Genomic DNA, 3258 nt, shown 5'->3' with positions numbered 1-3258 from the left:
CCGCCAGCCACCCCCCGCCGCCGTCCGCGTCCGCCGCGTGAGCCCGACCTTCGCGGTCAACCGCCGCGGGAAATCCGTCGCGACCCGCACGTGCGGAACGGGCGGCCGCCTACGGACAGTAGCTGCTTCGACCCATACGAGCCCATAGACCCCTACGAGCCGCCCCCGCGCCGTCGCACAGCGTCGAACGCAGCCAGTGCCACCGGTGCCACACACCACCCCATTTCACGGGTCCGCTATCGGGGAGCAGGCCGCAAGGAGGAGGCCGACCTGGACCCCGGCACCCGCCCCCGAAGAACGCCCAAATCGGCGGCTGAGTCCTGGGAGTACGACATCTGATTTCCGGCCCGAGCAGACCGCAAAGCACCCAAATCGACGCCGATCACGGCCGGTTTGTGTCTGTTCGCCCTCAGGCCCGGGCGGGGCGGATCTCGCGCGGTAACGCGAACACCAGGGTCTCGTTGGCGGTGGTCACCGGCTGCACCACGTCGTAGCCGTATTCGGCCAGCCGTTCCAGCACACCCCGCACCAGTATCTCGGGCACTGACGCGCCGGACGTGACACCGACCGTGGTGACGTCGTCGAGCCAGGCCGGGTCGATGTCGTCGGCGCAGTCCACGAGGTGCGCGGCCCGTGAGCCAGCGCCAAGCGCCACCTCCACCAACCGCACCGAGTTGGACGAGTTGGCCGAGCCGACGACGATCACCAGCTGACATTCGGGTGCCATCGCCTTGACCGCGACCTGCCGGTTCTGGGTGGCGTAGCAGATGTCGTCGCTGGGCGGGTCCTGCAGGTTGGGGAACCGCTGGCGCAGCCGCTCGACGATGTCCATGGTCTCGTCGACGGACAACGTGGTCTGCGACAACCAGATCAGCTTGGTTTCGTCGCGGACCGTCACCTTGTCCACGGCGCCCGGCCCGTCGACCAGCTGCACGTGGTCGGGGGCTTCGCCGGCGGTTCCGATGACTTCCTCGTGGCCCTCATGGCCGATGAGCAGGATGTCGTAGTCGTCGCGGGCGAAGCGCTTGGCCTCGTTGTGCACCTTGGTGACCAGCGGGCAGGTGGCGTCGATGACTTGCAGCTGCCGCTCGGCGGCCGAGGCGTGGACGCTTGGTGCCACTCCATGCGCGGAGAACACCACGATGGCGCCCTCGGGCACCTCGTCGGTTTCGTCGACGAACACTGCGCCGGCCTTGGCCAGGGTCTCGACTACGTGCCGGTTGTGGACGATCTCGTGTCGGACGTAGACCGGTGGGCCGTGCTTTTCCAGCGCACGCTCGACCGTCTCGACGGCGCGGTCCACCCCGGCGCAGTACCCGCGCGGCTCGGCCAACAGCACCCGCTTACCCGTCGAGTGGTCGACCGCTGAGGCCGCGGCGCCCGGGATCCCCATGTTGACGGTCGGCGGCATGGCAGCCAGCGTACTTTCTGCCGATGCAGGGCCGCCAGGTCGCGCCGTCGGCTTGGACTTGACCGCCGCTTAGGGCAGGCTGGAACGCATGGCTACCGCACCGTATGGGATTCGGCTGCTAGTAGGCGCTGCCACGCTCGCCGTCGAGGAAACCAGGAAACTGCCGCGGACCATCCTGATGTATCCGATGACGCTGGCCAGCACGGCGGCGCACATCGTGATGCGCTTCCAGCAGAACCTGGCCGAGCTGGCCATCAAGGGCGACGCCACGCTGGAGACGATCTTTCCGCCGAAAGACGAGCAGCCGGAGTGGGCCACCTTCGACGAGGACCTCCTCGAGGCGACCGACGAGGCACCTACGTCCAGGATCGACACCGCCGACAGCGAGCGCCGGGCCGAGGGACGCTTCGCGTTGTATTCGGTGTCGGACGCGGCGGAGAATAACCGTGAATCCGGTACCGCGCCCGAGCCGCCGACCAAGTCGATACCCGCCACGAAGAAGCCGACACCCAAAGCCACCGTTTCGGTGCCGCCCGTGGCTGCCGAGCTTGACTACGAGACGCTGACCCTGGCTCAGCTGCGAGCCAGATTGCACTCGCTGGACGTGGAAGAACTCGAGGCCTTGCTGGCCTATGAGGAGGCCACCAAGGCGCGTGCACCGTTCCAGACGCTGCTCGCCAACAGGATCACCCGCGCGAACGCGAAGTGAGCCGAGCGGTGCCGGACCAGCCGGCGAATTCTCCGGAGAACCCGTTTCCGGTGCGTGCAGTGGCCGTGCGGATCGCGGGCTGGATCGACAGGCTGGGCACCGTCTGGGTCGAGGGTCAGCTGACTCAGATCAACATCCGGCCCGACTCCAAGACGGTGTTCATGGTGCTGCGTGATCTCGCGGCCGACATGTCGCTGAGTGTGACCTGTCCGCGGGATCTGGTGCTGGGCGCGCCGGTGAAACTCGCCGAAGGCACCCAGGTGGTGGTGTGTGGCAAGCCGACGTTTTACACCGTACGCGGCACATTTTCGTTGCGGCTCAGTGAGATCCGCGCCGTCGGGATCGGCGAGCTGCTGGCACGCATCGAGCGGCTGCGCAGGTTGCTGGACGCCGAGGGACTGTTCGACCCACGACTGAAGCGGCCAATTCCCTTCTTGCCAAACGTGATTGGGCTGATTACCGGCCGCGCCAGCGCGGCCGAACACGACGTGACCACCGTGGCCGCCGCCCGCTGGCCGGCGGTGCGCTTTGCGGTGCGCAACACCGCTGTGCAGGGACCCAACGCCGTTTCGCAGATCGTCGAGGCGCTGCGTGAGTTGGACGCCGACCCCGAGGTGGACGTCATCGTGGTGGCCCGCGGCGGCGGCAGTGTCGAGGACTTGTTGCCGTTCTCCGACGAGACGCTGTGCCGCGCGATCGCGGGGTGCCGCACTCCCGTGGTCAGCGCGGTCGGGCACGAGCCCGATAACCCGCTGTGCGATCTGGTCGCCGATCTGCGTGCTGCCACCCCCACCGACGCGGCGAAGAAGATCGTCCCGGATACCGTCGCGGAACAGGCATTGATTGACGACCTGCGTCGCCGCAGCGCTCATGCGTTGCGTAGTTGGGTGGCCCGCGAAGAACGCGCGCTGGCTTCGCTGCGTAGCCGTCCGGTATTAGCCGAGCCGATGACGGCAATGCGGACGCGCGCCGACGAGATCCACCGCGCCCGGTCGGCGCTGCGCCGCGATATCTCGCGGCTGGTCGACGCGGAGAGCGAAGGTATCGGCCATCTGGGGGCCCGTCTTGGCGCGCTCGGCCCGGCCGCCACCCTGGCCCGCGGCTATGCAGTGGTGCAGACGGTTGCCGCGTCCGGACC

At 68.1% G+C, this 3258-nt stretch carries 3 protein-coding genes (1 of these 3 cut by a window edge); 2 read left to right on the top strand and 1 reads right to left on the bottom strand.

Annotation, left to right across the window (positions count from 1 at the left end; genetic code table 11):
• Window positions 1-409 precede the first annotated feature (409 nt).
• On the bottom strand, window positions 410-1411 hold the full coding sequence (locus tag ACFE99_RS21035) for a 4-hydroxy-3-methylbut-2-enyl diphosphate reductase (RefSeq protein WP_375488344.1): 1002 nt from the start codon (window positions 1409-1411) through the stop codon (window positions 410-412).
• An 88-nt stretch (window positions 1412-1499) separates the two neighbouring features.
• Here ACFE99_RS21035 and ACFE99_RS21030 point away from each other — a divergent pair, with 88 nt between their 5' ends.
• Complete coding sequence (locus tag ACFE99_RS21030) at window positions 1500-2120, top strand: lipid droplet-associated protein (RefSeq protein WP_375488343.1); 621 nt, start codon at window positions 1500-1502, stop codon at window positions 2118-2120.
• A gap of 8 nt (window positions 2121-2128) precedes the next feature.
• Window positions 2129-3258, top strand: the 5' portion of a protein-coding gene (gene xseA / locus ACFE99_RS21025; RefSeq protein WP_375488342.1) for an exodeoxyribonuclease VII large subunit. The gene runs 115 nt beyond the window's last position; the window shows 1130 of its 1245 coding nt (coding positions 1-1130); the start codon lies at window positions 2129-2131; its stop codon lies beyond the right edge, outside the window.

This window comes from uncultured Mycobacterium sp., from assembly GCF_964249325.1.
Taxonomy (GTDB): Bacteria; Actinomycetota; Actinomycetes; order Mycobacteriales; family Mycobacteriaceae; genus Mycobacterium.
Note: the sequence above shows the minus strand (reverse complement) of the source record. Positions and strands in the feature narration are given on the sequence as shown.